At 59.0% G+C, this 24,705-nt stretch carries 21 protein-coding genes; 13 read left to right on the top strand and 8 right to left on the bottom strand.

Annotated features, from left to right (window positions below):
• Nucleotides 1-94: 94 nt before the first annotated feature.
• Nucleotides 95-1,030: a nuclease gene (locus tag RBB77_RS15810; protein ID WP_353062703.1), complete on the top strand. Its 936-nt coding sequence runs from the start codon at nucleotides 95-97 to the stop codon at nucleotides 1,028-1,030.
• A 66-nt stretch (nucleotides 1,031-1,096) separates the two neighbouring features.
• On the opposite strand, the gene RBB77_RS15805 is transcribed toward RBB77_RS15810, so the two are convergent.
• Nucleotides 1,097-1,663: a DUF2062 domain-containing protein gene (locus RBB77_RS15805; RefSeq protein WP_353062702.1), complete on the bottom strand. Its 567-nt coding sequence runs from the start codon at nucleotides 1,661-1,663 to the stop codon at nucleotides 1,097-1,099.
• Between the two features lie 73 nt (nucleotides 1,664-1,736).
• On the opposite strand from RBB77_RS15805, the gene RBB77_RS15800 reads away from it, so the two are divergent.
• The 3 genes from RBB77_RS15800 (at nucleotide 1,737) to RBB77_RS15790 (ending at nucleotide 4,272) form a co-directional block, all read left to right on the top strand.
• Nucleotides 1,737-2,519, top strand: a complete 783-nt coding sequence (locus tag RBB77_RS15800) for a lysophospholipid acyltransferase family protein (protein WP_353062701.1) — start codon at nucleotides 1,737-1,739, stop codon at nucleotides 2,517-2,519.
• Between the two features lie 111 nt (nucleotides 2,520-2,630).
• Nucleotides 2,631-3,443 (top strand): GNAT family N-acetyltransferase, encoded by an 813-nt coding sequence (locus RBB77_RS15795; protein WP_353062700.1) that lies wholly within the window; start codon nucleotides 2,631-2,633, stop codon nucleotides 3,441-3,443.
• On the top strand, nucleotides 3,430-4,272 hold the full coding sequence (locus tag RBB77_RS15790; protein ID WP_353062699.1) for a lysophospholipid acyltransferase family protein: 843 nt from the start codon (nucleotides 3,430-3,432) through the stop codon (nucleotides 4,270-4,272). Before RBB77_RS15795 ends, RBB77_RS15790 begins: the two co-directional genes overlap by 14 nt.
• 72 nt (nucleotides 4,273-4,344) lie before the next feature.
• Here the strand turns inward: RBB77_RS15790 and RBB77_RS15785 are convergent, their stop codons facing one another.
• Nucleotides 4,345-5,253 carry a purine-nucleoside phosphorylase gene (locus tag RBB77_RS15785; protein ID WP_353062698.1) on the bottom strand — a complete coding sequence of 303 codons (909 nt, stop codon included), beginning with the start codon at nucleotides 5,251-5,253 and terminating at the stop codon, nucleotides 4,345-4,347.
• A 468-nt stretch (nucleotides 5,254-5,721) separates the two neighbouring features.
• On the opposite strand from RBB77_RS15785, the gene RBB77_RS15780 reads away from it, so the two are divergent.
• Nucleotides 5,722-6,264, top strand: coding sequence for a hypothetical protein (locus tag RBB77_RS15780; protein ID WP_353062697.1), 543 nt, complete (start codon nucleotides 5,722-5,724; stop codon nucleotides 6,262-6,264).
• A 118-nt stretch (nucleotides 6,265-6,382) separates the two neighbouring features.
• Here RBB77_RS15780 and RBB77_RS15775 read toward each other — a convergent pair whose 3' ends face one another.
• The 3 genes from RBB77_RS15775 to RBB77_RS15765 all read right to left on the bottom strand — a co-directional run bounded on the left by RBB77_RS15775 (nucleotide 6,383) and on the right by RBB77_RS15765 (nucleotide 10,826).
• A complete protein-coding gene (locus RBB77_RS15775; RefSeq protein ID WP_353062696.1) occupies nucleotides 6,383-7,507 on the bottom strand; it encodes a PP2C family protein-serine/threonine phosphatase in 1,125 nt (374 codons plus the stop codon).
• 126 nt (nucleotides 7,508-7,633) lie between these two features.
• On the bottom strand, nucleotides 7,634-8,869 hold the full coding sequence (locus tag RBB77_RS15770; protein ID WP_353062695.1) for a NupC/NupG family nucleoside CNT transporter: 1,236 nt from the start codon (nucleotides 8,867-8,869) through the stop codon (nucleotides 7,634-7,636).
• A gap of 94 nt (nucleotides 8,870-8,963) precedes the next feature.
• Nucleotides 8,964-10,826, bottom strand: a complete 1,863-nt coding sequence (locus tag RBB77_RS15765) for a sigma 54-interacting transcriptional regulator (protein WP_353062694.1) — start codon at nucleotides 10,824-10,826, stop codon at nucleotides 8,964-8,966.
• 329 nt (nucleotides 10,827-11,155) lie between these two features.
• Here RBB77_RS15765 and RBB77_RS15760 point away from each other — a divergent pair, with 329 nt between their 5' ends.
• Nucleotides 11,156-11,746 (top strand): FkbM family methyltransferase, encoded by a 591-nt coding sequence (locus RBB77_RS15760; RefSeq protein ID WP_353062693.1) that lies wholly within the window; start codon nucleotides 11,156-11,158, stop codon nucleotides 11,744-11,746.
• Here the strand turns inward: RBB77_RS15760 and RBB77_RS15755 are convergent.
• Nucleotides 11,743-12,195, bottom strand: coding sequence for a hypothetical protein (locus tag RBB77_RS15755; protein ID WP_353062692.1), 453 nt, complete (start codon nucleotides 12,193-12,195; stop codon nucleotides 11,743-11,745). The genes RBB77_RS15760 and RBB77_RS15755 overlap by 4 nt on opposite strands.
• On the opposite strand from RBB77_RS15755, the gene RBB77_RS15750 reads away from it, so the two are divergent.
• On the top strand, nucleotides 12,194-12,619 hold the full coding sequence (locus tag RBB77_RS15750; protein ID WP_353062691.1) for a hypothetical protein: 426 nt from the start codon (nucleotides 12,194-12,196) through the stop codon (nucleotides 12,617-12,619). The genes RBB77_RS15755 and RBB77_RS15750 overlap by 2 nt on opposite strands.
• An 83-nt stretch (nucleotides 12,620-12,702) precedes the next feature.
• Here the strand turns inward: RBB77_RS15750 and RBB77_RS15745 are convergent, their stop codons facing one another.
• Both RBB77_RS15745 and cdd read right to left on the bottom strand, forming a co-directional pair.
• Nucleotides 12,703-14,094, bottom strand: coding sequence for a thymidine phosphorylase (locus tag RBB77_RS15745; protein ID WP_353062690.1), 1,392 nt, complete (start codon nucleotides 14,092-14,094; stop codon nucleotides 12,703-12,705).
• 32 nt (nucleotides 14,095-14,126) lie between these two features.
• Nucleotides 14,127-14,561 (bottom strand): cytidine deaminase, encoded by a 435-nt coding sequence (gene cdd / locus RBB77_RS15740; protein WP_353062689.1) that lies wholly within the window; start codon nucleotides 14,559-14,561, stop codon nucleotides 14,127-14,129.
• Between the two features lie 85 nt (nucleotides 14,562-14,646).
• Between cdd and RBB77_RS15735 the strand changes: the two genes are divergently transcribed.
• From RBB77_RS15735 to RBB77_RS15710, 6 genes are all read left to right on the top strand, one after another.
• A complete protein-coding gene (locus tag RBB77_RS15735; RefSeq protein WP_353062688.1) occupies nucleotides 14,647-16,833 on the top strand; it encodes a chemotaxis protein CheA in 2,187 nt (728 codons plus the stop codon).
• The gene (locus RBB77_RS15730; protein WP_353062687.1) at nucleotides 16,830-17,363 is read left to right on the top strand and encodes a chemotaxis protein CheW; all 534 of its coding nucleotides are present in this window, start codon (nucleotides 16,830-16,832) and stop codon (nucleotides 17,361-17,363) included. Before RBB77_RS15735 ends, RBB77_RS15730 begins: the two co-directional genes overlap by 4 nt.
• Complete coding sequence (locus RBB77_RS15725) at nucleotides 17,344-17,715, top strand: response regulator (RefSeq protein ID WP_353062686.1); 372 nt, start codon at nucleotides 17,344-17,346, stop codon at nucleotides 17,713-17,715. Before RBB77_RS15730 ends, RBB77_RS15725 begins: the two co-directional genes overlap by 20 nt.
• A gap of 37 nt (nucleotides 17,716-17,752) precedes the next feature.
• Nucleotides 17,753-18,985 (top strand): chemotaxis-specific protein-glutamate methyltransferase CheB, encoded by a 1,233-nt coding sequence (gene cheB, locus RBB77_RS15720; RefSeq protein ID WP_353062685.1) that lies wholly within the window; start codon nucleotides 17,753-17,755, stop codon nucleotides 18,983-18,985.
• A complete protein-coding gene (locus RBB77_RS15715; protein ID WP_353062684.1) occupies nucleotides 18,972-19,799 on the top strand; it encodes a CheR family methyltransferase in 828 nt (275 codons plus the stop codon). The genes cheB and RBB77_RS15715 overlap by 14 nt, the downstream gene beginning before the upstream one ends.
• 77 nt (nucleotides 19,800-19,876) lie before the next feature.
• Nucleotides 19,877-24,703, top strand: a complete 4,827-nt coding sequence (locus RBB77_RS15710) for a DNA glycosylase AlkZ-like family protein (protein ID WP_434557068.1) — start codon at nucleotides 19,877-19,879, stop codon at nucleotides 24,701-24,703.
• The last annotated feature ends 2 nt before the right edge of the window (nucleotides 24,704-24,705 follow it).

The following is a 24,705-nucleotide window of genomic DNA, read 5'->3' as shown; positions in this document are numbered from 1 at the left end:
TGCGCGCGAGGCGGTCACTTCGTGACTTGTGTCCTATGCTCGCGTTGCTTGTCTGTTTATTTTTCTTGCGTAGAGCACACGTATACTTTTTTGCATGACGGGTTGGATGGGCGCGGTGCGGGTTGCGGCAGCAGTAGTTTTGCTTCCGGTGATGCTGGTTCAGCAGGGAACGGCCTGGGGCAGGGATGGGCACATGATGATTAATCGGTTGGCGGGTGCTGCGCTGCCGAGTGATGTGCCAGAGTTTTTGCGATCGAAGCAAGCACTGGATGCGTTGGAATACTATGGGCCGGAACCGGACCGGTGGAAGTCTCCGCTCGAGCCCGAACTGAGCGCGGCTGGGTTTTCGGAGCACTTTATCGATCTCGAGTGGGCGGATCTGGTTGGCGAACTGCCGAGAAAGCGGTATGACTTTGTGCGAGCGTTGGCGTTTGCGCAGAAGTCGCATCCCGATCTGCCGCTGACGCCGGAGAAGGTAGGGCTGCAGCCATATGTAACCGTCGAGGTGTGGGAGCGGTTGAAGAGTGCGATGCGTGACTATCGGGCTTTGAAGGACGCGCATAAGGATACGAAGCCCTCCGAGAGCGAGATAGTGTTTCTTGCGGGATGGCTTGGGCATTATGTTGCGGATGGTTCGCAGCCGCTGCATACGACGATTCAGTACAACGGATGGACGGGGCCGAATCCACAGGGGTATACGACGGAGCATAAGATTCATGCCCAGTTCGAGTCGACTTTTGTCTCTGCGAACGTGAAAGCTAGTGAAGTGGCGCCGTTGATTGCAGAGAAGCCAGTGGTGATGGGGGATGTGTTTACCGATTACATGGCTTATCTGCGACATACGAACTCGCTGGTGGAAAAGACGTATCAGCTGGAGAAGGCCGGGGCGTTTAACGGTGCGGGAACACCAGACGGGAAGGCGTTTGCCGAGGAGAGGCTTGCGGCGGGAGCGACGGAGTTGCGGGACATGATCTATTCGGCCTGGGTGAAGAGCGCGGAGCCGTTGCCGCCTTCGAAGTGGTCGGACTAGAGGCTCGGATTGGATGCAGTTGAACTCAAGATTATTGAGAGGTAGCAACAGGTATTCGAGATAGGTCTATTTTTCGGATTGAGTTGTTGCCGAGAGAAGCGGGTATTGATGGTGTTCGACTCGCGCGAGAAGCTTTCGCAGAAATGGCGTCAGTATAAGTGCAAAGGTTGGGATAGCGAACACGGCCAGGATGGTCCAAAGGAGAAATGCATGCCACTCCCAGAGCCAGAGCTGGCGGGAGAGAGCCAGCGGATGTTCGTGAGCGGCGTGAAAAAGCTCGTTTGCGGAGAGGGGCATGGGCGCGGTACCGAACAGTCGGCTAGCGAGGTGGATGAAGGGAACTAAGAGGATCAGTTGCAAGGGGTAGACGATGTGATTTGCCAGTTGCGATGCGGCGAGATTGAGTCGGAGGACAAAGGCGAGGGCGAGACAGAGAAAAGTAGTGCTGCCGAGGATTGGATTGATGCCGATGAGAAGGCCGAGGGCGATGCTCCACGCTAGTTTTTGGGGAGATGCTCCCATGCGCAGGAGCGCGAGGATGGGAAGGGCGACGCGGCGGTAGAGCCAGTTGTGATGGACGGAAGCGGAGAGGGCATCGTCGTGGGCGTTGAGGTTTGGTTCGCGGGGCTGCACTGCTTACAGGATAGACTGCGCGAGGGGGCTTCGTGCGATGGCGCGGGCTTCAAATGAGTGAGGATCGGATCTGGTGAATTTTTTTCGGGCTGTGGGACGTTGCGTTCGAATGGTTGGGATGTTTGTTGTAGCTGGAACGGAACTGGCGGTGAAGCAACCGGAGACGCGGCAGGAACGAGCCGATTGGCTACATCGTTTTTGTGCGCGGGCGATGCGGGGGATGGGAATTGAGATTGACGTCTCGGGCAGTTTTCCGAAACGGGGAGTGGTGATCTCGAATCACCTGAGTTATCTGGACATCGTGGTGTATGCGGCGGTTCATCCGTGCGTGTTTGTTTCGAAGGCGGAGATCGCAGGTTGGCCGGTGGTGGGGTGGATGACGACGATGTCGGGGACGGTTTACGTTGCGCGGGGACATGGCGGATCGGCGATGAAGGCGCGGGAGGGGATGCAGGCGGCGGTGGACGCTGGGTTGCCGGTTGTGTTCTTTCCTGAGGGGACGACGAGCAATGGGAGTGGGCTGTTGAAATTTCATAGCGGGCTGCTGGCACAGGCGATCGATGGAGGGGCTCCGGTTACGGCCGCTTGTATTCGCTATGGATTCGGAGAGGACAATGGACCGGATGTGAGCGTTGCGGATGACGTTTGTTATTGGGGAGAGCGGAATATGTTGGGGCATATTTTTACGTTTCTTGGGTTGCGCGGGGTGAGGGCAGAGGTTCGGTTTGCCGAGGAGCCAATGGAGTTTTCAAGCGATACTCTGCATAGGAAAGAGGCGGCGGTGGAGGCGAGGGCAGCTGTGGCTACGCTTCGGTTAGGTAACACAATGGTGGGAGAAGAGCGGGTACCGAGGTAGGTGCACCATTTTTGATTCAACGAATGTTCACTTGCCGTGAACACTCTGTTACAGAAGTCGACGCACACTGACATCGAAAGCACCACATTCTGGACGTAGTCAGGAGATTCGATGCTCACAGCAGCTGAGTCGCGGTCCGTCCCACTTCTTCCAAATAAAGCAATGTCGCCGGAGTTGCCGTCGAAAAAAGACATTCGACTGGAGGCCGGAGAGTATGTTGTGCGCCTTGCATTGAGCGAGGGGGAGCGCGCTGCGGCGTACAGGCTGCGCTTTCTGGTATTCAACCTGGAGATGAATGAAGGGCTCGAGTCGGCCTACGTGGATGGGTATGACAAAGACCACTTCGACGATGTGTGCGACCACATGATTGTGCAGGAGCGTGGCACGGGCGAGATTGTGGGAACGTACCGAATGCAGATGGGGGATGTAGCCGGGAAGTATTTCGGGTATTACAGCGAGCAGGAGTTCTGCTTCGCTCCCTATGCGGCCATGCGTGGGCAGATTGTGGAATTGGGGCGAGCGTGCATTCATCGGGAGCATCGGTCGCCTGAGGTGTTGCATCTGCTGTGGCGGGGAATTGCACGGTATGCGCTGGTGAACGGCGCGCGGTACATGATGGGATGCTGCTCGTTGACGTCGCAGGATGCGGAGATGGGCCATGCGGTGTACCAATCGCTGCGGGACTGTATGGTGGAACCGGCGCTGTTGACGGTTGCTACGCCTGCTTATCGACTGCCCAAGGCTGAGGTTCAGATGACGGATGTGCGGGCTCCGAAGCTTCTGCGGGCTTACCTGACGATTGGGGCGAAGATATGCAGTGAACCGGCGATCGATCGCGACTTCAAGACGATCGACTTTCTGACGTTGCTCGATCTGCAGACGCTGCATCCGAGGGTGGCAAAGAGATTTCTTGAGGGGTGCTGAGGTGAGTGGGGTGATCGCAGTGTGGCGATTTCTGCGTTCGCGGCTGCGTGGTTTTTTGTTTGTTGGATTGCTGGTGGCGGCGGTGGTGGATTGTTGCATACGGAGACCGCGGGTTGGTGCGGAGGGGGCTGTATGGATTCATGGATGGTGCCGGCGGATTGTGAAGGTGCTGGGGGTTGAGTGCAGTGTTGAGGGGAGTGTGCCTCGCGGCGGGGCGGTGGTGTCGAACCACCTGAGTTATCTGGATATTCTGCTATACAGCTCGGTGCAGCCGTTTGTGATGGTGGCGAAGACGGAGGTGCGTAGTTGGCCGTTGTTGGGCTGGCTGACGGCGCAGGCGGGGACCGTGTATGTGGAACGTGGTGGTGGGCCGAAGACGTATCCGGGTGTGAATGCGGCGATGGCGGAGGCTTATCGGAGCGGGTTGCCGGTGTTGTTCTTTCCGGAGGGAACTACGACGGAGGGAGCTGAGGTGTTGCCGTTTCGGCGGGGCCTGTTTCACTCGGTGTTGAATGGCGGGGTTGCGTTACGGGTTGCGGCGCTGCGGTACTCGCTTGATTCATGCGGGGTGAATAGGGGTGCGACGGTGGGCGAGGATGTTTGCTGGTGGGGCGATATGAAGTTTACGCCGCATATGTTTCGGTTTCTTGGGCTGCGGGGGCTGAGGGCGAAGATTCGGTTCGGCGAGGAGGTCGTCGAGCGGGCGGACCGGTTCGTGTTGTCCGAGACGGCGCAGGCGACAGTCGCTCAGATGTATGAGGAGTTGTCGCTTGAGGTTGGGCCGAGCTTGGTGTTGGAGCGTGACTCCGAACTGGTGGAGGCGCTTTAGGCTGTCTGCGGACGCTGGGGTTTATATGCGTCAATCTGGGTTACATTTGTGCGGCAATTGTTGCGGTAACGGTTACAGTTTATTGGTTGCTACGAGCTGTTCGGCTGCGATCTGCGGGATGAGGGCAGTGAGGAGGCAGGTGAATTGCTTTTCGGCGTTGCGGCCGATCTCCATAACATCTTCGTGGTCGATGGTGTCGGCTTTTTCCTCTCCGTAGGCGGGGACTCCGGCGGCCATGTTGGTGACGAGGGAGAGGCCGAGGACTTCGAGTCCCATGTGGCGGGCGACGATGACTTCGTGGACCGTGGACATGCCGACGAGGTCGGCGCCCAGGGCGCGGAAGGCGCGAATTTCGGCGGGGGTTTCGAAACTCGGGCCGACGACAGCGAGGTAGACGCCTTCGGTGAGGAGAAACTCCTGGCGGGCAGCTTCTTCGATGGCGAGGGTGCGGAGCCGGAGGGAGTAGGCGGTGGACATGTCGAAGAAGCGTTGACCGGCGCCGGGTACCATGGCGAAGCGAGGTTCGTTGGGGCCGAGAGCGGCGTTGGTTCCGGTGAGGTTGATGTGGTCGGAGATGGCGACGATGGAGCCCTGCGCGAGGTTGGTGCGGATGCCTCCGGCGGCGTTGGTGACGATGAGGGTCTTGCAACCGAGGAGGCCGAGGACGCGGGTGGGGAAGGTGACCTGATCCATGCTATAGCCTTCGTAGGCATGGACGCGGCCCTGCATCACGGCTACGGAGACGCCCGCGATGGTGCCGAGGACGAGATGGCCAGAGTGGCCGACGACGGTGGATTGAGGGAAGTGCGGGATGTCCGCGTAGGGGATGCGTGTGGCGGATTTAACGTGGGTGGCGAAGTTGCCAAGACCGGAGCCGAGGATGATGCCGAGGGAGGGCAGGAGCGGAGTTTTGTTGCGGATGTAGTTGGCGGCAGCTTGCGCTTTGCTGTAGAGGTCGGTGGTCTTGGTGGTCTCGGTCATCACGTTCCTTGCGTCTCCAGGTTCCTGTTTCGGGGGGTACCCCCCTCCCCTTACGGGTGGGTAAATTAGCCGGAATGAACAACTTACATAGGGCCATATTTTGCAAATTCGTCATTGCAAAAGGGTTACAGGTAAATTCGTCCAAAGAAAGGACTTAGCCTGGTCGCTTGGTCTGTTTGTGATCCAGACCTCTTCTAAATTCGTCACTGTTATAAGTCTATCGAGTTGGCAGGGGCAAACATGCCACGGTTTTTGAATTTATTTTTTCCGGAGCAAGGATGCAAAAGACGCGGAATGGCGCGGGTTTGATGAAGCGACGACGGGAGTATTTTTATTTTGCGAGCGTGTTGGGGGCTTGACAGAAAAAAACAGGATGCGTGGTTTGAGGCTTAGGGTGTAGAAAGCGATGGCGAGGGAAGTGTTCAGCGGAGTGTTTGTGCGGAGAGAAGGCATGATCGGATTCGAGCGATGATAAACACGGGTGTGAGTTCTACCGAGGATGTTGCGCAGACGCTTGCCTCCATTCATACGGAGTCTGGTGCAAGTTTGCTGGCGCTGACGGAGGCTTCGCCGGTGCTGCTGATCTTTCTGCGGCACTTTGGGTGTTCGTTTTGCCGTCAGGCGATCAGTGATGTTGCGGATCTTCGCGAGGAACTGGCGCGGCGCGGGGTGCGGCCAGTGTTTGTGCATCTGGGGACGCCGGAGCGCGCGAAGCCGTTTTTTGACTACTACGGGATTGGGGATGTGGAACGGGTCAGCGATCCGGAGGCTAAGGTCTATCAGCATCCGGTGTTCCTGCTGTCGAGGATTCATCCGGCGCTGACGTTGCTGCAGCCTGCGGTGTGGGCTGGGTGGTTGAAGGGTGCGCTCTTCAAGCATGGGATTGGGGCGATCAAAGAAGACGGCCATCAGATGCAGGGGATCTTCTTTCTGAAGGGGCCTAAGATTGTGCGGCAGTTTCGGTATCGGACGATTGCAGATGAGCCGGATTATTTGAAGCTGGTTGGATAGAGGCGTTTGTCCTGCCGGACGGGCCTCCTGCGCGGAGGGCGGCCATTTCGTGGCGGGTATACCTTTTTTTGCTTGGCCAATCCCATGGCCCCCCGTTGGTCGGGAAGGCAGCGGTACATCAGAGAACCTTGACTATGACGACGGTGAGATCGTCTTCCTGTTCTTTCGTTCCGGCGAAGCTGGCGACCGCTTCGGAGATGTCGGTGACGAGGGTGGTGGCAGGTTTGTTCTCTTCGGAGAGGACCAGGGATTTGAGCCGGTCTAGAGAAAACTGTTCTTCGCTTTCGTTCTCCTGCTCGGTAACGCCGTCGGTGAAGAGGGTGATCACGTCGTTAGCCTTGAGGTTGATGAGAGTGTTTGAAAATTCGGCGCTGGGAAGGATGCCCATGATGGGGCCCGCGTTCTCGAGGAGGAGCGACTCGCCTGTTTGTGGACGGAGGAGGAGAGGCGGGTTGTGGCCGCCGTTGGCGTACTCGAGTGTGCGGAGTTTCGTGTTGAAGCGGGCGTAGAACATGGTGACGAATGTGGCGGGCCGGGTGATTTGCTTGAGGCACTCGTCGAGATCTTTGAGGATCGCGGCTGGGCCACTGAGTTCGTGGGCGCGAAGACGCAGGGCTACGGCGAGTGAAGGCATGAGCAGAGAGGCGGCGGCGCCTTTGCCGGAGACGTCGGCTATGACGACGTCCACTATCTCGTCGGAGATCTGGAAGAAGTCGTAGTAATCGCCACCGAGGAGGCGTGCGGTCTGCATGAAGGCTGCGAGTTCGAGCCCAGGAACGATAGGAGCTTTGGGCAACACCTGGCGCTGGACTTGTGCGGCGAGGAGGAGGTCGCTTTCGTATTCGTCGCGCTGGCGGCGAACCTCTGCGGCGAGGCGGGCGCGTTGTTTTGCGATGAGGCTGACGAGAAACGCGACGATGAGAAAGCCGGCGAGAGAGATGATGAAGCGAGTGATTCTGACGTTGGTGGTGTCGCCGACGGGGCCGAAGAACTCCGAGAGGATAGTGCCGAGGACAGCGAGGCCGATTGTGATGGGAAGTGGATTAATGAAGGCGCTGAGGGCGATGGGAAGGACGTAGAGATAGCCGAGGGAGACGTTGGCTACGACGATCCAGTCGGTGTAGGCGACGGAGACAACGGCGAGGACGACGACCAGGTTTAGCAGCCCAGTGGTTTTTACTTCTTCGAATTGAACTTGTTGTTTTTGCTCGGCAGTGCTTTTACTGCTTCTGAGGAATGCCATCGTGCTGAGCTCTCCTGGTTCCCGTTGTGAGGCGCAGTTTGCTGCATTCTCTTCGTCACGCGATCCGTTGGGAGAGAAGCAGGATTGCGGAGAATTTTATTGCAAAGCGTTGGTTGGTTCGAAGTTTTATTTGATGAGCATGGAGACGATGCTGGCGGACATCAGGTTGGCCATTGTGCCGGCTAGCATGGCGCGGAGGCCTAGCTGGGCGAGGTCATTGCGGCGGTTGGGGACGAGGGCGCCGATGCCTCCGATCTGCATGCCGATGCTGCCTACGTTGGCGAAGCCGCAGAGGGCGAAGGTGGCGATGGAGAAGGTGCGTGGGGTGAGGGTGGACTTGATGGCGCCTAGTTGGGTGAAGGCGACGAACTCGTTGATCATGGTGCGGGTGCCGAGGAGGTTGCCGATGGTGCGGGCTTCGTGCCAGGGGATGCCGATGAGCCAGGCGATGGGGGCTCCGAAGACGCCGAGGATGGCGTTGAGCGAATGCGGGAAAGGGATGTCCCCGTGGGCCCAGAGGAAGTCGGAGATGCCGAGCATGATGGCGTTGAAGAGGCCAACGAGTGCGACGAAGCTGATGAGCATGATGGCGACGTTGAAGGCGAGCTTGCCGCCGTCGAGGGTGCCGCGGGCGATGGAGGCGATGAAGTTTTCGTCTTTGTGCTCCTCGTTGGGAGGCATGTGGACGGTGCCGATGGTGGCGGGGACTTCGGTTTCGGGGACGAGCATTTTGGCGACGAGGATGGTGCCGGGCGCGGTCATGATGACGGCGGAGAGGAGGTCCTGCGCGTTGATGCCGAAGCTGATGTAGGCGGCCATGATGCCGCCGGAGACGTGGGCCATGCCGGAGGTCATGATGACCATCAGTTCGCTGCGGGTGGCGCCGGCGAGAAAGGGGCGGATGGTGAGGGGGGCTTCGGTTTGGCCCATGAAGATGCTGGCGGCGACGTTGGTGGATTCGGCGCCGGAGGTTCCCATGGTGCGCTGCATGATCCAGGCGACGACGCGGATGATGTGCTGCATGAGGCCGATGTGGTACATGATCGCGAAGAAGGCGCTGACGAAGATGATGGTCGGAAGGACGGCGAAGGCGAGGACGGCGAAGGGCCCGGGGGTGCCGAGGCGGCCGAAGACGAGGGAGGAGCCATCGACCGAGTGTGCGAGCAGCGAGGTGATGACGTTGGAGACGTTGTGGAGAATGATCTGGCCGGCGTTCCACTTGATGACGAGGAAGGCGAAGACGATCTGCAGGCAGAGGCCCCAGGCAACGGTGCGCCAGCGGATGGCGCGACGGTTGGTGGAGAAGGCATAGGCGAGGCCGAGGAAGGTGATGAGGCCGAGCAGACCGGTGAATCGAGACAAAGGCTTCGCTCCTGCTATTGATGAACGCGATGTAAATGCGTGAGATGAGTGTACCGGGTGCGCGGGGAGGGGAACTAGCGATTTCGGAGCATGCTTAGAGGGGATCGGATTTTAAGTTGAGGTTTCGTGCGAGGCGATGGAGGTATTTGGGATGAATGCCGAGGGTGCGCGCGGCTTCCGGATAACTGCCTTTTGCGTCGCGGAGGGCGGTGGCGAGGAGATCTTTCTTGGACTGGTTTAGGACGTCGTGGTATCTCGCTCCTACCAGTTTTGCGGATTGCTCTTCGAGGATGATGGTGGGGAGGTCTTCGGCGAGGATCTCTTCGGTGAGGCCGAGGACGATGGCGTGCTCGATTGCATTTTCGAGTTCGCGGACGTTTCCCGGCCAGCTGTAACCCATCAGCAGGGAACGGGCTTCGGAGGAGATTCCTTTGAAGGGACGCTTGTTTTTCTGGGCGTACTTTGAAGCGAAGTAGAGGGCGAGGAGAGGAATGTCTTCGCTGTGCTCTCGCAGGGATGGCACCGCGATTGAAACTACGTTGAGGCGGTAGTAGAGATCCTGGCGGAACTCGTTCGCCTTGATGGCTTGTTCGAGATTTTTGTTGGTGGCGGCGAGGACGCGAGCCGGGAAGGCGACGGGGCGAGTTCCTCCTACGCGCTCGAACTCTCTTTGCTGGAGGACTCGGAGGAGTTTGGCCTGCATGGCGGGAGCGAGTTCGCCTATCTCGTCGAGGAAGAGGGTTCCGTCTTCGGCGGCCTCGAGTTTTCCTTTCCTCATGCCGATGGCTCCGGTGTATGCACCTTTTTCGTGGCCAAAGAGCTCGCTTTCGAGGAGGGCTTCGGGGATGGCGGCGCAGTTGATGGCGATGAAGGGACGTTCGCTTCTTGGACTGCTGTGATGGATGGAACGTGCGATGACCTCCTTGCCGGTACCGCTCTCGCCACGAATGAGGACGGTGGAATCGCTTTGTGCGACACGCGCGATGAACTCGCTGACCTGACGAATCTGTCGACTTTCGCCTACGAGGTTGCTGGCGGGATTCAGTTGTTGTTTTAGTTGGGAGTTTTCTGAGCGCAGTGCATCGAGAGCGAGGATGTTTTCGAGTGTGACGGCTGCGATACGGGAGGCCGAGTCGAGAAAGTAGATGTGATCTTCGCGAAACGGCGGGGCGGGATGTTGCGAGGTGAGATAGAGGACGCCGATGGTTCGTTCTATCGCGACGAGGGGAAGGCAGAGGATGTTCTGCGGATTGCCGGAGTCCGGATCGGCGTCGATCTGGACGGCGGTGCGCTCCCAGAAGGCACGATGAACGAGTTCGCGTTGGATTTCGGTTTCTGAAATCGCGTCGGATTGCCGGCTCCAGCGACATATTTCGAGTGTGTCTTCTTCAAAGTCGGTGAGGAGAACGACGGCTCCTTCGTCGGCTGGGACTACTTCAAAGATGAGTTGCAGAAGTTCGCGTTGGAGGAGTTGAGAGTCTCGGATGGAGTTGATGATGTTGCTGATTCTGAAGAGTGCGGTGAGATCGCGTGCCATGCGTCCGACTTCAACTCCGAAGGATGGAAGGCCCGCTGGTGGCGCGATTCGTGTGGTCTCCAACGGAGAGTTGGGAGAAAAGTCGGTTGCGCGTCTTCTTGGGCTATCTGTGATTTCGCTTTCGTGCATGAGGAAGACGAAGTCGGTGTTGCCGATGCGGATGGTGTCACCATGCTCGAGGGATCGGCGCAGGATAGGCATTCCGTTGACGAAGGTGCCGCTTCTGCTGTCGAGGTCGACCAACTCATAGTGCCCGTTCAGTTTCCCGATTTTTTCAATGGTGCAATGTCTCCGAGAGACCGCCGGATCGGCGAGGCAGAGTTGGTTTGCTTCGAGTCTGCCAACAGAGATTGGGCTGTCGATCAGCTCTCGAATGATTCCGGTCAGCGAACCCGAGATGGCGAGGAGCCGCGGTTTCATCGGGCCTCCCTTGCACGAAAGTGTAGCTGATCCGTCCCACAAACGATCTATTGCACGGGCAAAAAAGATAACTTAGGCTTGTGTTTGCTATAGCGGGCATTGTGCGGAAAACGAGAAGGTGAGAAGTTTTTAAATGGCGGCGATTCTGTCAATGAAAGCAAATAAACTCTCCCTTCAGTTCCGGTGATGAAGAAATCGCGTAAGATCGGTTCACTTCCCACAGATACGCACTCTAGAGAAGATCGAAAGGACAGCTCGTGTCGGTAAGATCCGTTGTTCGTAAGGCATTAGGGGTACGTTCCTTTAACTCCGATGAGGACCATCTTCGGATGGTTCCAGACGCACGCATCATCTTTGATGTTGGTGGCAACGTAGGTCAAACTGCAAAAAACTATCGTAAGTTGTATACACAGGCCAAGATCTGGTCCTTTGAGCCGGGGCCTGATCCGTTCCAACAACTGGAACACTGCCTGCCGGACAACTTCATTGCGACGCGGGTTGCTCTTTCAGATTCCAAGGGTACGGTACAACTCAATCTCGGTAAGGAGAGTTGTACGAACTCGATTCTTGTGAGAAGCAATAACGCCTCGAAGACGATCGAGGTAGCAACTGACACCATCGACGATATTTGCAGCTCCAATGGGATCGATCAGATCGATATTCTGAAGATCGATGTGGAGGGAGCAGAGACGCTCGTATTGAAGGGAGCGGAGCGGATGTTCGGCCGCAAGGCGGTTAAAGCTGTCTTCATCGAGGTTTACTTCACTCCGGCCTATAAAGATATGCCGTTGTTCGGGGCTCTGGATGAGCAGTTGAAATCGTTAGGTTTCTATATTTATGGCCTGTATTCCCTGGTGAGAGGGCACGACGAGCGACTTAGTTTCGGTAACGCTCTGTACTTACTGGATAGTTCCTCCTAAAAACGCCTGGCTAGTTTGGGTTTCTCTAGTGTCGGGTTGTTGTAACTTCCGGATGCAGAAGGCCGCCTCGAGCAGGCGGCCTTCTGCTGTTTGCCTATCTCGTGCTCGCGCGACGAACGGTTTGAGGGAATCACCGTGCGATGGTCAGCAAAGGTGCGGGAAAGAGACATTCCGGCGGTGGCAATCGGTGTCGCGGGAACCGATCGGATACTCGGGGGAACCAATCGGATACCGATGGAGGCGGTGTGGGTGGGAGCCGCTGGCTGGTGAATGGAGGCGGCAGTTTCTATCTTGTTGCAACTATTGGTGAGGGTGTTTTCGGCGGGATCTGGGGCGGGTTTGGCTACGCGCTTGCAATATATCCGGGCGTAACAACACTCTCCGGAGAGAACGAAATCCAGAGACCAAACGGGACCTGAGAAAGGAAATCTCACAAAGGAGATCGTCATGAAAAACCTTACTGCTATCGCACTCTTCGTCGCCGCCGGGTTCGTCACCGCTGGTAGCGCTCTGGCCCAGGATCACAAGGTCACAGCAAACGTCCCATTCAACTTCACGGTCCAAGGTCGTACGCTGCCCGCCGGGAATTACACCATTGGTAACGATGCCAACTCGCCGCGAATACTTACGATTGCGGACCGTCAAGACGGTGTTGCTGTCATGGCGATCACGATCCCTGATGCTAGCTCCGCAGCCGACAACAAGCTGGTCTTCCACCGTTACGGAAACCAGTACTTCCTGAGCGAGGTCCGGACAACGGGCGGGGTCATGAGCTGCCACCTGTCGACCTCGAAGCAGGAGAAGTGGGCCAAGGCGCAGACTCAGGAAGCCTCACTGCGCGTGAACAACGATGTACTAATTGCACTGAAATAATCGTTCTTTCTGGTTGAAGGTCCGGCGATCAATGTCGCCGGGCCTTCTCTTGCTTGATAAAGAACCGGTTTCGGGCTCTGGAGTCAGGACCGGGTAATTACTTCGCGGATAGATGGTTGGAGTTGCGGTGGGGTCGCCGCTATGTGAAGAGTTTCGCGGAGCATGGCTTCGGGTTCGTCGAGGAGGGAGACGTCTTCGGTGAAGAGGGTGACGAGGGGTTGACCTGCTTTGATTGGGTCGCCTAGTTTGGCGTGCATTTCGATGCCGGCGTGGGCGCTGACTGGGTCGCCGGGTTTAGCGCGGCCTGCGCCGAGACGTTGGACGGCCCAGCCTACTTGCTTGCAGTCCATGGAGGCGAGGTATCCGGCGTGGGTTGCGGTGAGGGTGCGGGAGGCGGTGGGCTGGTGGTGTGCGGCGGGGTCGTGGAAGAGGGAGACGTCGCCGCACTGGATGGCTACGATTCTGAGCCACGCCTTGAAGGCTGCGCCGCTGAGGAGGAGCTCGTCGGAGAGTTTTGCTCCTGCTTCGGGAGTTGGCGCGTGGCCGGCGAGATGGAGCATCCATCCGGAGAGGATGTTCGAGAGCTGGATGAGGTCGGCGGACATGGGGTGGCGGTCTTCGATGCGGCGGGCGCGCATTATGTCGACGCACTCCCAGACTTCGACCCAGTTTCCGGCGAAGCGGCCGAGGGGTTCGTCGTGATTGGTGAGGAGCGCGATGGTGCGGGTGCCGGAGGATTCGCCGGTCTGGACCATGAGTTCGGCGAGGAGCTTCGATTGCTCGTAGGTGGGCATGAAGGCGCCGCTGCCGGTTTTGACGTCGAGGACCAAGGCGTTGAGGTCTTCGGCTAGTTTTTTGCTCATGATGCTGGCCGTGATGAGGTAGGGCGATTCGACGGTGCCGGTGTGGTCGCGGAGGGCGTAGAGGATGCGGTCGGCGGGGACGAGGCGCGGGGTTTGTCCGACGAGGGCGGCGCCGCACTTTTCGAGGGAGAGGAAGATCTGGTCGAGGGTGAGCTGGGTGTTGAAGCCGGGGATGGTTTCGAGCTTGTCGAGTGTGCCCCCGGTGTGGCCGAGGCTGCGGCCGGAGATCATGGGGACGCAGATGCTGGGGATGCCTGCGGGTGTGGGGGAGGCGAGGCCTGCGGCGGCGAGGATGGGAGCGATGAGGAGAGAGGTTTTGTCGCCGACGCCTCCGGTGGAGTGCTTGTCGACGGTGAAGGTGTGGAGGGGGGAGGCGTCGAAGGTTTCGCCGGAGTAGCGCATGGCGGAGGTTAGCGTGGCGAGCTCCTGCGGGGTGAGGCCGCGATGAAAGACGGCCATGAGGAAGGCGGCGATCTGAGCGTCGGTGACTAGTTGATTTTGTGGCGTGCGGTGGACGAGGGCGTGGATGAAGGCCTGGATTTCGTCGTCGGTGAGAACGCGGCCGTCGCGCTTGTGGAGGACGACGTCGAGGGGATGGATTGTTTGGGTCATCGTTTTTTAATGTATCAGCGGTGGTTACATATTTAGAGTAAAAAGGCGGCGGGTAAGAGCTCGGCGATGGTGGCCTGGGCGATCTTGCCGGCTTCGGCGGGGAAGAAGACGATGGTGTCGGGGGTGCTGAACTCGTGGATGGTCTGGCGGCAGGCTCCGCAGGGTTGGCTGGCGGTCTGGTTGAGGTTGGCGACGGCGATGGCGCGGATGCGGATGCCTGGGCCGTGGAGGGCGACGGCGGAGGTGATGGCGGTCTGCTCGGCGCAGGTGGTGAGGCGGTAGGAGGCGTTTTCAACGTTGCAGCCGGTTACGATGGTACCGTCTGTGAGGAGGAGCGCTGCGCCTACGCGGAAGTTGCTGTAGGGGGCGTAGGCGTGGTGGGCTACGGTGGTGGCGTGCTGTTGCAGACTGGCGATTTGCTCAGAGGTGAGCTCGCTGGGACGATCTTTGGAGAGTTCGGAAGACATGATGTGAGTGAGGCTATCGGGTGCGGGGGACGATAGCAAGGGGTAGGGAGCTCATGGTTGCAGCCCTGCGCCCGATATATGGGATGTGGACGAGCTAACGAAAGAGTTTATTGCGGAGAGCCAGGAGGGTCTGGACCGGATGGAACGGTGTCTGACCGAACTGGAGATGCGACCTGACGATAGTGGATTGCTGGGAGAGATCTTCCGCGCTGTCCACACGATCAAGGGGACGACGGGATTTTTGGGATTCGATCGGCTGGAGAAGCTGGCGCATGCGGGAGAGCATCTGCTGGGATCGCTGCGGGATGGGCGGCTTGCGGTGAGCTCGGATCTGATCAGCGGATTGCTGCGCCTGATGGATGGGCTACGCGCGATTCTGGTGCTGATCGAGGAGACGGGGAGTGAGGGGACTAGGGCGAGCGATGAAGATGGCGAACTGATCGCAGAGTTGGCGATGCTGAACGGGCAGGAGCCGTCGGAGCTGCCGGAGATAGAAGCTCCTCAGATTGCGTTGGTCGATGCGGCGGCCAAGGTAGAGGGTGCTGTGCCGGGCGCGCCGAGTGGCGGCACGGCGTCTGCGTTGCAGCCGACGGTGGTGACGGAGAAGGCGAGCGCCGATAAGACGTTGCGGATTGATGTCGATGTGCTGAATCGCATGATGAACCTGGTGGGTGAGCTGGTGTTGACGCGCAACCAGATGCTACAGAGCGGGATGGAGGCGGCGAATTTTCCGGAGTTGGCACGAAGGCTGGATAGTGTGACGGCGGATCTGCGCGAGACGGTGATGCAGGCTCGGATGCAGCCGGTGGGGAATCTGTTTGGGAAGTTTCCTCGGATGGTGCGGGATCTTGCGCGGACGTGCGGGCGCGAGGTGCGGGTTGAATTTAGCGGGCAGGAGACGGGGCTGGATAAGAGTCTTCTGGAGGCGATCAAGGATCCGCTGACGCATGCGGTGAGGAATGCGGTCGATCATGGGATTGAGTCGCCTGCTGATCGCGTGCTTGCGGGGAAATCGGCTGAGGGATGTCTACGGTTGAAAGCATTTCATCAGAGCGGCTCGGTAGTTATTGAGATCGAAGATGATGGCGCCGGGATTCCGATTGAGAGGGTATTGCAGAAGGCGATTGAACGCAATCTTGTAACGGCGGAAGATGCTGCTGGGATGTCGGAGCGGGAGGCGCTGCAGCTTATATTTCTGCCGGGATTTTCGACGGCTGCAGCGGTGACCACGGTTTCGGGACGCGGCGTTGGCATGGATGTGGTGCGCGCCAACGTGGAGAAGGTTGGTGGGAGCGTTGAGGTTGAGTCGCGCAGAGGCGTGGGGACTACGCTGCGCCTGCGTGTGCCGCTGACGCTGGCGATTGTTCCTTCGCTGGTGGTGAAGAGCGGTGGGCAGGCGTTTGCGTTGCCGCAGAGCACGCTGGTGGAGCTGGTGGACATTCCTGAGCGTGAGTTTGCGCAGGTGGTGCAGAGGATTGGTTCGTCGGAGTTGTATCGCCTGCGCGAGCGGCTGTTGCCGATGGTGTGGCTCGACCGGTTGCTGGGGTTGGACGCTGAGAATCCGGATCAGTCGAAGGGGCACTACCTGGCGGTGCTTGAGGCGGAGGGTTGCAGGTACGGTCTGGTGGTCGATGACTTGATGTCTCCGGAGGAGATTGTGGTGAAGCCGCTTTCGCCTGTGCTGCGTGAGATTGGTCTGTTCTCCGGCGCGACGGTGCTGGGGAATGGATCGCTTGCTTTGATCCTGGATATAGGTGCGACTGCGGCTCGTGCGGGAGTGAAGCCGATTGAAGAAGAAGTTGGCGGGATTGGCACAGGAGAGGCTGCGGTGCATGAGGCTGCGGGCGCGTCGTTCCTGATCTTTGAGGATCGGGTAAGAGAGAGAACGGCGTTGCCACTGGATGTTGTGGAACGGATTGAAAGCGTGCCGCTGGGGCAGATCGAATATGCGGGTGGACGCGCATTGCTTCAGTACCGCGGGGAGCTGCTGCCGTTGAGGGATGAAGGGAGTGTGTTGATTGAGATGGAGACGGCGCGGCAGGCAGGCGAAGAGCCGATGGTGACGGTGCTGATATGCGGTGATGCCAGCGTGGGAGGAGCGCAGCGCGGCGGCATGGTGGTGCGACGAGTGCTCGATGTTTCAACGGGAACGCTGCTCGATCAGGATGAGGCGACCGAGGGGATGGAGCTTGCCCTGGTGAAAGAGAAGCTGACGCTGGTTCATCGTGAGTTTGGAGTGAAGGCGAAGGCTGGATGGCAGGAGGTCGCGTGAAGATAGCCGGTAGGGAGAAGCTTGACGAGATTCAGGATGAGAGCGACGCGGTGTCGCTGTGTTCGCTCTATGCCGGCACTGAGATGTTCGGCATCGATACCAGGAAGATACGTGAGGTACTTGGAGAGCGGGATCTGCAGCGTGTGCCCATGTCGCCGTCATTCATCGCGGGAGTTGTTCCGTATCGCGGCGAGGTGCTGACGACAGTGAATCTTCGCGCTTTGTTGGGTATGGAGGCGCACACGGGGAAGGGCTGCGTGCTGGTGATGGCTGATGACGAAGCTGCGGAACGGTTTGGTTTGGTGGTGGATGCGGTGGGCGGAGTGGTGACGGTGAGTCGGCGAGTATTGGAGGATAACCCTTGCACACTGGAGGCTCGGGGGAAGTGGTTGTTTGATGGCGCGTACAAGATGGAGGCGGGGCTGATGGTGCAGCTCGATCCGCAGAAGTTGTCTCCGTCGCGGTTATCGGAGGTTGGGCTCTTCAAAAATAGTTCGAACGGAGGCATAGATGCGAGCCCTGATCGTTGATGATTCGAGCTTTATCCGCGAGTATTTGCGGCACCTGCTGAACCGAATGGATGTTGTGTGCGAAGAGGCGAAGGATGGCAGCGATGCGCTGGCGGTGCTGGCGGCGGAGGAGTCGTTCGACCTGATGCTGCTGGACGTGAATATGCCCGTGATGAACGGGCTGGAGTGCGTGAAGAAGCTGCGTGAAGCGAAGCTGGGCCCGGAGATGAAGGTGATGATGGTGACGACCGAGGCCGATCACTCGTTTATTACGACGGCGCTCGATAACGGCGCGGACGAATTTTTGATGAAGCCATTTACTCCCGAAAGCCTTCGGGAGAAGATGCTTCTGCTTGGGGTTATCGCTGCTTGAAGCTGTGGGTGGAAGAGGAAGGCTGAGGAAAGCAGAGATGAAACCTTTGGATGAACGGCCGCTCCGCATTCTTGCTGCGGACGACTCGGCAGTAATGCGCGGCGTGATGGGCCAGCTGTTTCGAATGCATGCTGAGGATCGATTGAACGATCTTCCACGCATGGAGTTGTGCGGGGTTGCGCGCGACGGAGTGGACTGCCTGGAGGCGGTGAAGCGGCTGTTGCCGGATGTGCTGGTGCTGGATCTTGAGATGCCGAGGCTGAATGGGCTGGAGGTGTTGCGCCGGTTGCAGGTCGAGAATCCGGGGCTGCCGGTGATTATGTGCAGCGCGCATACGGAGCGTGGGGCGCGGTCGACGCTGGAGGCACTGGCGTGTGGCGCTGCAGACTATGTGACGAAGCCGGCGGAGCAGCGAGACTTTGCTTCGGCGATGCTTTCGCTGTCGCAGCAACTGCTGCCGCGAATTGCTGAACTGGCCAAGGGGGCAAAGCGGAAGGAAGAGAATGCTGTCGCGCGCAGTGGCTCGGGCGGAGCTTTCAAGGCTTCGTCGGGTGTGGCGCCGGCGCGGGCGGCGTATTCTCCGATTGAGGTGGTGGTGATTGGCTTGTCTACGGGGGGGCCTTCTGCGTTGGAGCAGTTGCTACCGAGGCTGCCCGCGGATTTTCCTGTTCCTGTGTTGATTGTGCAGCACATGCCGAAGCTGTTCACCGGTGCGTTGGCGGAGCGGTTGGACAAGAGCTGTTCTCTGCGAGTGAAGGAAGCCTATGAGAACGCCATGATTCGACCTGGCACTATCTGGCTTGCGCCTGGAGATGCGCACATGGAGATTGGTCCGGGCAACGGATTGACGGATAGGCATGATGGCGGTTTGGCGGGGAGGAGCAGCAGAGTTCGACTGCATCAGCGGGAGCCTCTAAATCACTGCAGACCCGCGGTGGACTATCTGTTCTTTTCCGCGGCGCGGATGTATGGCGCGTCGGCCTTGGCGCTGGTGATGACGGGGATGGGGGCCGATGGTCTGGATGGAGCGCGAGCTGTGCATGAAAGCGGCGGAGTGGTGCTAGCGCAGGATGAGGCGAGCTCAGCGGTGTGGGGGATGCCAGGGAAGGTGACCGAGGCTGGCATCGCCAGTGCGACACTGCCGCTTGTGGAGATTGCGAGTGCGCTGAAGGAACGAATCAACTTGGGAAGATTGATGAAGATGGATACGGCACACCATGCAGCGTCCGCGATGGTGCCGCGGCGGGAGATGACCGATGGCCTGTTCTGATACGGATTACGCTTATCTTCGTGAGCTTGTGCTGGAGCAGTCGTCGAACCTGATTGACCCGTCACGCAATGCTCTCTTCGACACGAGATTGACGCCGATCGCAAGGTTGTCGGGTGCGGACAGCCTTGGAGACTTCGTCAATATGTTGAAGGCGGGGAGGCCTGCTCATCTGCATCGGGCGGTTGCAGAGGCGATGACGATCAATGAGACGAGCTTCTTTCGAGATATGAGGCCGTTCGAGATGTTGCGGCAGGTGTTGATCCCGCGATTGATCGAGCAGCGAAGCGAGGAGCGACGTCTTCGGATCTGGAGCGCGGCAAGTTCGACCGGACAGGAGGCTTACAGCCTCGGGATGATGATCGTGGAACATTTTCCCGAGCTTGCGAGCTGGGATGTGAGGATCGTGGGCACGGATATTTCGCGGCACGTCGTTGACTATGCGCGGAAGGGGCGGTATCGGCGGCTCGAAGTAAATAGGGGGCTGCCTGCACGGATGCTGCTGAAGTATATGACCCGGGATGGGGAAGAGTGGGAGATCAATCCACAGGTTCGGTCGCTGTGCGAGTTTCATTATGCAAATTTGTGTGGGCCGCTTCCTTTTCTACCGTTCTTTGATTTGGTGCTGCTAAGAAATGTTCTGCTTTATTTTTCTCAGCAGGATCGCAGGGCGCTCTTCAGCGAGATTCATCGGAAGTTGTCCCCTACGGGCTACCTAGTTCTGGGAAACGCGGAACAGGCGGAGGATTCGACCAATCTGTTTGAGGTTGAGTTTGGGGCTGACTGCTACTTTTATCGTCCTGCGAGCGTCTCGTAGGGATTTTTGACTTAGGGGCTTAGAAACGCATCCAATTGTGTGCGGCAGTTATGCTGCTGACAACGCACATGGAGACTATGCCGCCGAGCTCTGCCAAATCGAAGAAAAGAGTTGTGATTGGGACTACGTTGCCGCCGGAACTGGATCCCGGGGGCGATGGAGTTTTGGCGCTGTTTCATCCGATCACGGCGAAGTGGTTTCGGGCCGTGTTCGATGCTCCGACGGCTCCGCAGGTGGAGGGCTGGCCGGCGATCGCTCGTGGGGAGTCGACGCTGATACTGGCCCCGACGGGCACAGGTAAGACGCTGACTGCGTTTCTGTGGTGTCTTGATAAATTGATGTTGCAGACTGCGCCGGAGGCAGAGCGCGGATGTCGAGTGGTGTACCTTTCGCCTTTGAAGGCGTTGGCCGCGGATGTGGAGCGCAATCTGCGATCGCCTTTGGTGGGAATCGCGAACATGGCGAAGCACGAGGGTATTGCGGTGCGGATGCCTGAGATCAGCGTGCGTACGGGCGATACGTCGCAGAAGGAACGTGCGCGGTTTCGAAAGCATCCGGGCGACATTTTGATTACAACGCCAGAGAGTTTGTATCTGCTGCTGACCTCGGAGGCGGGAGAGTCGTTGCGGTCGGTGGAGACGGTGATCGTGGATGAGATCCATGCGCTGGTGCCGAGCAAGCGTGGGGCGCATATGGCTTTATCTCTGGAGCGGCTGGAGACGCTGACTGGGAGGAAGCTGCAACGGATTGGGCTGTCCGCTACTCAGAGACCGTTGGAGGAAGTGGCGAGGTTTCTGGGTGGGGCAGAGACGTCCGGATATGTGCCTGTGAAAGGCACGAATTTGAGTCATGCTGCGGAGGTTGATGCAGAGACGAACAGTGTGTTGATGGAAGTTGCGGGCAGCGAGGATTCGCGGGTTGACGGGGGAGTGAGTGCTGCGCGGTTTCGTCCTGTCACCGTGGTGAATGCGGGTGCGCGGAAGCTACTGGAGCTGAAGGTGGAGGTTCCAGTCGAAGATATGGCGAGACTAGGGGAGATTCAGGAGCAGCCGAGTGGACCGGCTTCGCAGGGACCGAAGAGGACTTCGATCTGGCAGTCGATTCATCCGCGTTTGCTTGAGATTATTCGCGGGCGGACGTCGACGCTGATCTTTGTGAATGCTCGACGCGTGGCGGAGAGGCTGGCTGGCGCTTTGAATGAGTTGGCTGGAGAACAGGTTGCGTTGGCACATCATGGCTCGCTGGCGGCTGCACAAAGGACAGAGATCGAGGAGTTGCTGAAGGCGGGGAGGATTAAGGCGCTGGTGGCGACTTCGTCGCTGGAGCTTGGGATCGATATGGGGGCGATCGATCTGGTGATTCAGATTGAGGCTCCGCCCAGCGTGGCAAGTGGGATGCAACGGATTGGACGGGCGGGACACCAGGTGGGGGCTCCGTCGAACGGGATTATCTTTCCGAAGTATCGGGCGGATTTGATTGCTTGTGCGGCGGTGACGCGGGCGATGCATGAGGGGCATGTGGAGTCGACGCGGTTTTTGCGGAATCCGTTGGATGTGCTGGCGCAGCAGATGGTGGCGGTGATTGCGCATCCGCCGTTGAACGTTGCTGACGCGGAGAGGCGGACCAGGCACAGGACTGAGGAGGAGGAGAGTCCGGGGGTTAGTTACGCGGCGCTGTTTAGTTTGGTGCGCGGGGCGGCGCCGTTTGCGGGGCTGAGTCAGAGCGTGTTTGATGGCGTGCTGGATATGTTGGCGGGGCGGTATCCGTCGGATGAGTTTGCCGAGCTGCGGCCGCGGATTACGTGGGACAGGAATAAGAACTGGATTACACCGCGCGCTGGGGTGAAGCGGATCGCGATTCTGAATGGTGGGACGATTCCTGATCGTGGAACGTATGGGGTGTTTCTGGCGGGACAGAGGTCGAAGCCGGTGCGGGTGGGGGAGTTGGACGAAGAGATGGTCTTCGAGAGTCGGACCGGAGATACGTTTATTCTTGGGGCTTCGACATGGCGCATCGATGAGATTACGCATGATCGGGTGCTGGTGACTCCGGCTCCGGGTGAGGCGGGGAAGATGCCGTTCTGGCATGGGGACCAGGCGGGGAGGCCTCTGGAGTTTGGGCGACGGATTGGCGCGCTGGTGAGGGAGTTGCGGGATGCTCCGCGCAGCGTGGCAATGGCGCGGTTGACAACGGAGCACGATCTGGAGCCGGGCGCGGCGGAGAATGTGCTGCGGTATTTGGCGGATCAGGAGCTGGCTACGGTGAATGTTCCTGATGACCAGAACATTGTCGTAGAGCGGGTGCGGGACGAGCTGGGGGATTGGCGGGTGTGTGTGTTGACGCCGTTCGGCAGCAGAGTGCACGCGCCGTGGGCGATGGCGGTGACGGCGAAGCTGCGGGCGACGAATGGGCAGGAAGTGGAGACGATGTGGTCGGAGGATGGTTTCGTGCTGCGCTTTCCTGACACCGACGAGGCTCCGGCGATTGATCCGATTCTGCTGGAGCCGGAGGAGGCGGCGGACTTGGTGCTGCGGCAGCTGGGGTCTACGGCGCTGTTTGCGGCGAAGTTTCGGGAGAGCGCGGCGCGGGCTTTGTTGTTGCCGAGGAGGAGAGCGGATGGGCGGACTCCGCTGTGGCAGCAGAGGAAGAGGGCTTATGACTTGCTGAGTGTGGCTAGCCGGTATGCGTCTTTTCCGATTGTGCTGGAGGCCTACAGGGAGTGTCTGCGAGATGTGTTTGACATGCCTGCTCTGATGGAGACGCTGCGGAATATTGGAAGCCGTTCGCTGCGCGTGCATACGGTGGATTCGCGGACGCCTTCGCCGTTTGCTTCGGCGCTGTTGTTCAGTTATGTGGCGAACTATATCTACGACGGGGACGCTCCGCTGGCGGAGCGGCGAGCGCAGGCGCTTTCGATCGATCAGGATCAGTTGCGGGAGTTGATGGGGGATGCGGATCTTCGCGAGCTTCTGGATCGGAGTGCGATTGAAGAAACGGAGGAGCAGTTGCAGTGCGTGGTGGAGGGTTATCGCGCGCGGACGGCGGATGGGGTGCATGATCTCTTGTTGCGGTTGGGGGATCTGAGCCGGGATGAGCTTCGGCTGCGATGTTTAACGGATGAGGTTGCAAGTTCGGTTGCGAAGTTGATGCGCGCTCGGCGGGTGCTTGAGGTGCGGATCGGCGGAGAGAAGAGGCTGATTGCGGTGGAAGATGCGGCGCGGTACCGAGATGGGCTCGGCGTGCCGCTGCCGCCGGGTCTGCCGGGAGCGTTTTTGGAGGAGGCTCATGAGGCTCTAGTAGATCTGGTGCGACGTTTTGCAAGAACGCATGGACCATTTACGACGCATGAGGTTAGTGAGCGGTTCGAACTCGCGGCGGAGAGTGTGGAGGCGGTGCTGCAGCGGTTGGTGCAGAGTGGCAAGGTGGTGGAGGGTGGGTTCCGGCCTGGAGGGATTCATCGGGAGTGGTGCGATAACGAAGTGTTGCGTGCGATTCGTCGGCGTTCGCTGGCTCGTCTTCGCAAAGAGATTGAGCCAGTTGAGCAGAGGACGCTGGCGAGATTATTTACGCGATGGCAGGGAGTGGTGCAGCCTCGGCGAGGACTGGATGCGCTGCTGGATGTGATTGAGAACCTGCAGGGGGCGCCCCTGCCTGCTTCGATTTTGGAGAGTGAGATATTGCCGGCGCGGTTGGTGGGGTATAAGACTGCGGATCTGGATACGTTGATCGCGGCGGGTGAGGTGATCTGGGTTGGGTTTGATCCGATTGGGGAGAGAGATGGACGGATTGGGCTTTATCTGGCGGAGAAACTGCCTTCGCATTGGCCGATGGGTCGTTCGTTGGCTCGGCAGGATGGTGTTCGCTCTGCTCAAGGTGACGGCTCTGATTTCGCGTTGAGTGAGACGGAAGAGAAGATTGTGGAGTATCTGAAGGCGCGAGGAGCTTCTTTCTTTCAAGATTTGCATGACGGGATTGGCGGCGGGTATCCGGGGGAGACGCTCGAGGCGTTGTGGGGGCTGGTTTGGAAGGGGGCGCTGACGAATGATGGAATGGCGGCGCTACGGGCTTACTGCGAGAGGCCTGCGACGAACAGCTCCAGAAAGCCTGCGCGACGGGTGCATCAACAGACGGGATTTCGGTCGCGGCGGACGACTCCGCCTACGGCGCAGGGACGATGGGCGTTGAATTCGGCGGTGTTTGCGAGTGGGCGGTCCGCGACGGAGTGGAGTCATGCGATTGCTCAGCAATTGCTGACGCGATATGGTGTGGTGTTTCGTGAGACGGCGCATGCGGAGAATCTGCCGGGAGGATTTTCGGCGATCTATGACGTGATGAAGGCGCTTGAAGAGAGCGGAAAGATTCGTCGCGGGTATTTTGCGGCTGATCTTGGCGCAACGCAGTTTGCAATGCCGGCGGCGGTTGATCTGCTGCGATCGCTTCGGGTGCAGCAAGATCCGGAGAAGGTGGAGATGTTGCAGTTGGCGGCGACTGATCCGGCGAATCCATATGGTGCGTTGCTGCGGTGGCCTGCAGCGCCGGATGCGGGGTCTTCGCTGACGCGGAGTGTTGGGGCGCGAGTGATTCTTTGCGATGGAGCGTTGGTCGCTTATCTGCGGAGAGGGAATCCGAATCTGCAAGTGTTTCTGCCGGAGGAGGAGCCGCAGCGGTCGCAGGTGGCGCGGAGTTTGGCGGAGTTTCTCGTGAGCAAGGTGCAGGGCCAGGAAGATGCGCAGGGTCGTGGCGGGATCCTGATTGCGAGTGTGAATGGGATTGCGGTGGCGGAGCATCCAATGGCGCGGTTTTTACTGGATGCTGGGTTTGCGGCCGGGGCGATGGGATTTAATGTGCGAAGAGGGCTGCCGCCTCTGCCGGGGCCTCGCGGTGAGGTAAGAGCGAATGCGTGAGC

The organism is Tunturibacter psychrotolerans (genome assembly GCF_040359615.1).
GTDB lineage: Bacteria > Acidobacteriota > Terriglobia > Terriglobales > Acidobacteriaceae > Edaphobacter > Edaphobacter psychrotolerans.
This window is presented reverse-complemented; position numbering and strand designations above follow the sequence as displayed.